General features: G+C 70.7%; 5 protein-coding genes. 4 read left to right on the top strand and 1 reads right to left on the bottom strand.

Annotation, left to right across the window (positions count from 1 at the left end):
* The coding region (locus tag RM704_RS14400) for a LysR family transcriptional regulator (protein WP_311590604.1) at nt 1-507 on the bottom strand (507 nt) is incomplete at its 3' end.
* Between the two features lie 200 nt (nt 508-707).
* Between RM704_RS14400 and RM704_RS14395 the strand changes: the two genes are divergently transcribed.
* The 4 genes from RM704_RS14395 (at nt 708) to RM704_RS14380 (ending at nt 7,012) form a co-directional block, all read left to right on the top strand.
* Entirely contained in the window at nt 708-1,865 is a 1,158-nt protein-coding gene (locus RM704_RS14395; protein WP_078937392.1) for a tartrate dehydrogenase, read from the top strand.
* A complete protein-coding gene (locus tag RM704_RS14390) occupies nt 1,862-3,541 on the top strand; it encodes a hydantoinase B/oxoprolinase family protein (RefSeq protein ID WP_078937393.1) in 1,680 nt (559 codons plus the stop codon). Before RM704_RS14395 ends, RM704_RS14390 begins: the two co-directional genes overlap by 4 nt.
* Nucleotides 3,538-5,610 carry a hydantoinase/oxoprolinase family protein gene (locus RM704_RS14385; RefSeq protein WP_033530928.1) on the top strand — a complete coding sequence of 691 codons (2,073 nt, stop codon included), beginning with the start codon at nt 3,538-3,540 and terminating at the stop codon, nt 5,608-5,610. Before RM704_RS14390 ends, RM704_RS14385 begins: the two co-directional genes overlap by 4 nt.
* Before the next feature lie 127 nt (nt 5,611-5,737).
* Nucleotides 5,738-7,012 carry an MFS transporter gene (locus tag RM704_RS14380; RefSeq protein ID WP_033530929.1) on the top strand — a complete coding sequence of 425 codons (1,275 nt, stop codon included), beginning with the start codon at nt 5,738-5,740 and terminating at the stop codon, nt 7,010-7,012.
* The last annotated feature ends 39 nt before the right edge of the window (nt 7,013-7,051 follow it).

Raw genomic sequence — 7,051 nt, 5'->3', positions numbered from 1 at the left:
GTGGTAGGACGGCGCCGCGCACGGCACGCGCCGGTTCTTGGCCAGACGCCGCATGCGCAGCGAGGAATCGGGCGGCATGCCTACGTGGACGGCCACGTCGAACTCACGCTGGTGGGGCCGCAGCGGAAGCGCCGACGTCTGCATCCGGACGTGCAGTTCGGGATGGGCCGCGGCGAACTCGCCGAGCAGAGGCGCGATATGCGTGCGGCCCAGACCGAGGGTGGCTTCGACGACCAGGGACCCGCGCAACCCCCCGGCCGTGTCGGTGATCGTGTCCTCCAACTCGCGTATCTGGTCGAGGATCCCCTCGACGCGCGCCGCGTACAGCTCGCCTTCCGAAGTCAGCACGAGTCGGCGGGCGCCGCGTTGAACGAGCCGGACATCCAGGCGGCGCTCCAGCGCGCTGAGGCGCTTGCTGACGACGGGCAGAGAGCAGCCGAGTTCTCGCGACGCGGCCGTCAGCGTCTCGCTCGACGCGACCACGTGGAAGAACTGCAGGTCGTCCACGGCTGAACGGCTCTTGGACCAGGGGCGACCAGAACGCCGAGAGCTTTCCATGGGGGAAAACGTACCTTGCCGATTACGGGCTTGTAACGGCTGTCGCCGCTGGCCAAGGTAGGAACCAGTCGCGCCGTCACCGGAACGCCTCTGGACAGAGTGCTCGCCACCGGACTCGCGCATCGATCACGTGGACTGGGAGTGCATTCGTGCCGCAGAGTCATCGCATCGCAACGATTCCGGGCGACGGGATCGGCCGTGAGGTCGTCCCGGAGGGGCTGAGGTGCCTGCGGGCCGCCGCGGAGGTGCACGGGTTCGAACTCGACGTCACCGAGTTCGACTTCGCCAGCGCCGACTACTGGCTGAACCACGGCACGATGCTGCCCGAGAACTGGCGGGACGTACTCGGCGACTTCGACGCGATCTTCTTCGGCGCGGTCGGATGGCCGGAGGTGGTCCCGGACCATGTCTCGCTGTGGGGAAGTCTGCTCCAGCTGCGGCGGGGCTTCGACCAGTACGTCAATCTGCGCCCCGTCCGGCTGTTGCGCGGCGTACGCGGTCCGCTGCGTGACCACCAGCCGGGCGACATCGACTTCTATGTCGTGCGGGAGAACACCGAGGGCGAGTACTCCAGCATCGGCGGCCGGATCTTCGAGGGCACCGATCGCGAGACGGTGGTCCAGGAGACGGTCATGACACGGACCGGGGTCGACCGCGTCCTGCGCTACGCCTTCGAACTCGCCTCGTCCCGCCCGAAGAAACACCTGACCTGGGCGACGAAGAGCAACGGGATCTCGATCACCATGCCGTACTGGGACGAGCGCGCGACCCAGATGGCCGCCCGATACCCCGACGTGACCGCAGACAAGGACCACATCGACATCCTGACCGCGAAGTTCGTCCTCCAGCCCGACCGGTACGACGTGGTCGTCGCCAGCAACCTCTTCGGTGACATCCTCTCGGACCTCGGCCCGGCCTGCACCGGAACCATCGGCATCGCCCCCAGCGCCAACATCAACCCCGACCGCACCTTCCCCAGCCTCTTCGAGCCGGTGCACGGATCGGCGCCGGACATCGCCGGTCTGGGCGTCGCCAACCCAGTCGGCCAGATCTGGAGCGGCGCCATGATGCTCGCGCACCTCGGCGAGCACGAGGCTGCCGCGCACGTCGTGGCCGCGATCGAGAGCGTTCTGGACGAGCAGCCCGACGTGGTCACCCCCGACCTCGGGGGCACGGGGACCACGGTGGGCCTGGGCAAGGCCATCGCGGCCCGGATCACCGCGAGGTCACTCGTCGGCCACGGCGGGGGAGCGGTGGCCGACGGCTCGGCCGGCCGTGCGGTCGAAGAAGGCGCCGCGGCCTCATGAACCGACCTGTCCGCGACCCGGTCGGCCTCGAAGTGCGCTGGGACCGGCTCACCGCCGCCACCGACGAGGCGGCCTCCACCATGCTGCGCACGGCCTACTCCACCATCATCCGGGAGTCGAACGACTACACCGTCGTCCTGATGGACCGCGCGGGCCGCACCATGGCCGAGTCACGCGCCGGCATCCCCGCCTTCGCCGCCCTGATGAGTTCGCTGACCGCGCTGGTCCTCGAACGGTTCCCGGCGGACGAGTGGCAGGACGGCGACAGCGTCATCACGAACGACCCGTGGATCGCCACCGGGCACCTGCCCGACATCGCCATGATCTCCCCGGTCTTCCACCGAGGACGGCTCGTCGCGTTCGCGGGCACCGTGGCGCACTCACCGGACATCGGTGGCACACCCTCGCTGAGCGCCACCGAGCTGCTCTCCGAGGGCCTCCTGATTCCTCCGCTGCGCCTGTCCCGGGCCGGGCGGGTCGAGCGGGGTGTCAAGGACCTGCTGCTGGCGAACGTACGACTGGCGGACCAGGTGTGGGGTGACCTGGAGGCGCAGGCCGCGGCACACGCCGTGTGCCGCCGACGCGCCCAGGAGTTCCTCACCGACTTCTCCGAGCCGGACTTCGAGGCGTTCGCGGACCAGGTCCACGCGGTGACCGACGCCGCGATGCGGGCGGGCGTCCGCGACCTGCCCGACGGCGTCCACCGCGCCGCCCTGGACGCGGACGGCGTCGAAGGCCACCCCACGCACATCGAGTGCGCGGTGACCGTGCGCGGCGAGGAGGTCGAGATCGACTACACCGGCAGCTCCCCCCAAGTGCCGTTCGCGACGAACTCGACGCTGAACTACACCCGCGCCTACTCCATGTATCCGCTGAAGATCCTGCTGGATCCGTCCACACGGACCAACTGGGGCTCCTACCGCGCCATCCGGGTCACCGCACCGGAGGGCACGATCGTCAACCCGACCTTTCCCGCGCCCGTCGTGGCACGGCACCTCACCGGCCACCTCCTGTCCTGCGCGGTGTACCGGGCACTGGCTCCGGTGCTGCCCGACCGTGTCATCGCCGACAGCGGCGGTGCCCCCGCCCTGCGGGTCCGCTTCGCGGGGGTCGACGACTCCGGCCGGCCGTTCAGCCTCATGCTCTTCGCCAACGCGGGCATGGGCGCGTCCAAGGAGTCGGACGGGCTGTCCACCACCGCCTTCCCGACCAACTCCGGCGGCGGCGGCATCGAGGCCCTGGAGGCCGCGTCTCCGCTGCACTTCCTCCGCAAGGAGTTACGTGCCGGATCGGGCGGACGGGGGCGACGCCGCGGAGGACTGGGCCAGGACATCGAGGTCCGCAACCCGACGAGGCGACCGGTGCAGATGGTGCTGCTCGGAGACCGCGAGCGGCATCCGGCGCTCGGCCTGGCCGGCGGTGAACCCGGCGCCACCGCACAGGTCGTCCTGGACTCCGGCGAGCGCGTCCCACTGAAGTCGGTCTCACAGCTGGCCCCCGGCTCATCGGTGGTGATCTCCTTCCCCGGCGGCGGCGGGTTCGGCCGCCCCGAGGAGCGCGAGCCCGAGCTCCAGATCGCCGACGAGATCGCCGGCTACACCGTCCCAGCCGGCCGGCGGAACCCGCGAACAGCCCGGACGGCGGCCGGAAGCACACATGAGGAGGCGGGCCGATGAGCCGCACGGTCCGGATCGGCGTCGACGTCGGCGGAACCTTCACCGATCTGCTGCTGCACGACCCGCGCCGGGGACTGGTCCGGCCCGGGAAGCTGCCCACCACACCCCACGCTCCGAACGAGGCCATCACCGCCGGGATCGCCCGCCTGCTGGAGGAGACGTCCACGGCCCCGGCAGACGTCGCGGGCATCGTGCACGGCACCACGTTGGTGACGAACACCCTGCTGGAACGCACCGGAGCGGTCGTCGGCCTGCTGACCACCAGCGGGTTCAGCGACTCCCTCGAAATGGGACGGGAGACGAGGTTCGACACCACCGACCTGCTCGCCCGGCCGGCTCAGCCGCTGGTGCCGCGCCATCTGCGCCGCGGGATACCCGGGAGGATCACCGCGGACGGCAGTGAACTCGAACCGCTCGACGGGCGTGCCGTCCTCGCGGCGGTGCGGGATCTGGTGGACCAGGGCGTCGAGGCACTGGCCGTGGCCCTGATGCACTCCTACCGCGACGCCGGGCACGAGCACCGGGTGCGGGACCTGGTCGCGCGGGCCCACCCCGACCTCCCCGTCACGCTCTCCAGCGCCGTGGCCCCGGTCATCGGCGAGTACGAGCGGGCCGGCACCGCCTGCCTCAACGCGTATGTGCGGCCCCTGATGGCGCGCTACCTCGACGACCTGCGGGACGACCTGACCGCCATGGGCATCGACGCGCCCCTTCGCATCATGCTCTCCGGCGGTGGTGTCACGACCCTTGACGACGCCAAGCGGTTCCCCGTACGGCTGCTCGAGTCGGGCCCCGCGGCCGGGGTCATAGCAGCCGCCGCCGTCGCCCGGACACTGGGGGAGCAGGACGTCGTCTCCTTCGACATGGGCGGGACGACGGCGAAGATCGCTGTCGTCCAGGGAGGCAGGCCCAGGCTCAAGCACGACTTCGAGGCGGGCCGGGTCGACACGTTCAAGCCCGGCTCGGGGCTGCCGGTGCGCCTGACCGTCGTCGACATGATCGAGATCGGTTCGGGAGGCGGCTCGATCGCGGCACCCGACGCACTCGGGCTGCTCAAGGTGGGACCGCGCAGCGCCGGTTCGGTGCCCGGCCCCGTCGCCTACGGACGGGGCGGCGAGCGACCCACCGTGACGGACGCCGACCTCCTGCTCGGCCATCTCGACGCGGAGAACTTCCTCGGCGGCGAGATGAGGCTGCGCACCCGCGAGGCCCACAAGGCCCTGACCCGTGAGGTGGCGGGCCCGCTGGGACTCGACACCGCCGACGCCGCCGCCGGGATCGTCGAGGTGGTCACCGAAAGCATGGCCGCCGCCGCCCGCACGCACCTGTCCGAACAGGGCGCGAACCCCGCCGACTTCGCGCTGCTGGCCTTCGGCGGAGCCGGACCCGCCCATGCCTACGGGCTGGCGAAGTCGCTGAAGATCCCCCGGGTGATCGTGCCGATGCGGGCCGGAGTGATGTCCGCCTGCGGGCTCCTTGCCGCCGCGCCCACGGTCGACGAGGTCCGCAGCCTGCCGTCGCCCCTCGCCGACGTCGACTGGGACCAAGTGGCCGCGCTGTACGACGAGATGACGGCCCGCGCCACCGAAACGCTCCAGCCGGCAGACCCGGAGCTCGTGCGGGTCCGTCGTTCGGCCGACATGCGTTACCTCGGCCAGGGCTCCGAGATCGAGGTCGGCCTGCCCGAGCAGGACCTCGGCCCAGCCGGTCTCGGACGCATCCGGACCGCCTTCGAGTCCACGTACCGTGCCGTGTTCGGTCGTTCCCTCGACGGGGCCGTGGAAGTCGTGAACTGGCGGCTCTCCATGCGACTGCCCGGTCATGAGGTGTCGACGGGAGCCGGCCCTGCGCGAGGAGGCGAGGCGAACCGCGGTGTCCGGCCCGTGCGCTTCCCGGGACACGGGCTGCTCGAAGCCACCGTATGGAACCGCTACGACCTCACCCCGGGGACCGAGCTGGCAGGTCCGGCGATCTTCGAGGAACGCGAATCGTCCTGCTCCTTCGGGCCGGACTGCCGGATCCGGGTCACCGACGACCTGACCCTCGTGGCCGAGATCGACCGGTCCTGAACCCGGTCTCTGAACCCGGCCTCCCCGCTCGTCCCCGAAGAGGGCAGATGTCTCCAACCCCCCACGCCACCACCGACGACCTACCCAGCAGCTGCCCAGTACGGTGGCGGCGCGAAGGGACGACCGTATGACGACGGTGTCAGCAGGCCGGCGCACACCTACCCGGCGCATCACACTGCTGGTCGCCCTGGCGGTCTTCGCCCAGGAGTCGACCTGGAACTTCTACGAATCCCAGGTCCCGCCGCTCGTGCGCGAGCACCTCACCAGCGCGGCCGTCGTAGGCCTGCTGATGGGCATGGACAACCTGCTCGGCATCTTCATCCAGCCGTGGATCGGCAACCGGTCCGACCGAACGAGGACCTCCTGGGGCCGACGGATGCCCTACCTGGTGGTCGGGATGCCGATCGCCGCCGCGCTGTTCATCCTCATCCCGTACAGCGCGGCGTCCTTGCCGCTGCTGATCGTGGTGCTGTTCTCGTACGCCCTCGTCGCCAACACCTTCAAGCCGATCGCCGAGGCACTCGTACCGGACTTCATCGCACCCGAGCGCCGAAGCCGGGCCAACGCCGCAGTCAAGATCGCCTCGAGTGTCACGGCCATCGTCGCCGCGCTCCTCAGCATCTTCCTGGTCGACAACCATCTGAGCCTCGCGTTCGCGATCCCCGCGATCATCATGCTGATCTCGATCGGGGTGCTCGCGGCCACCGTGCGCGACAACCGGTCCCCGGCCTACCGGGCAGCGGTGGCCGAGAGCGAAGCGGCGCACAGCGCCGAGCGCACCGAGCCACGCGTCCGCGACACCTTGACCGAGATCCTCAAGGACACCGATCGCAGCCGGCTCCTGCTGCTCCTCGCGATCCTCCTCTTCGGCAGCGCGTGGGCCGCGTCCCGGTCGTTGATGACGCCGTACGGCATGGAAGCCCTGGACATGTCACGAGGAGCCGCAGGCGGTCTCTCCCTGCCCAGCGGCATCGCCTTCATCGTGGCGGCCTACCCGGCAGCCGTGCTCGCCGAGCGATACGGACGGCTCCGGGTCATGGCCGTGGGCATGTCGGTCTTCACCGGCGCCATGGTGCTGGGGACGATCGTCCCGACGCCGACGGGGGCCACCGTGGCCCTGTGCCTCGCGGCGACGGGCGGGACCTGCTTCCTGGTCAACGCGGTGGTCGTCCTGTGGAACCTCGCGCCCTCGGCACGGGTCTACGGGACCTACGCCGGCATGTACACCGTCGGCTGGGCCGGCGGCGGCTTCCTGGGCCCGGCGCTGGTCGGCGGGATGGTCGACATCACCGGATGGCCCCTGATGCTCATCGACATCGCCCTGGTCGCCTCGCTGTCGATCATCGTCGTGGCCAGGATCGGCGTGCTTCGGCGGCGCACCGCCCTGGCCCTCGCCCAATGACCAGTCCACCCCCGCGGCGCGGCGCGAGGCCGACGCCGG

It is taken from the genome of Streptomyces gottesmaniae (assembly GCF_031845845.1).
GTDB classification, from domain to species: domain Bacteria; phylum Actinomycetota; class Actinomycetes; order Streptomycetales; family Streptomycetaceae; genus Streptomyces; species Streptomyces akebiae.
This window is presented reverse-complemented; position numbering and strand designations above follow the sequence as displayed.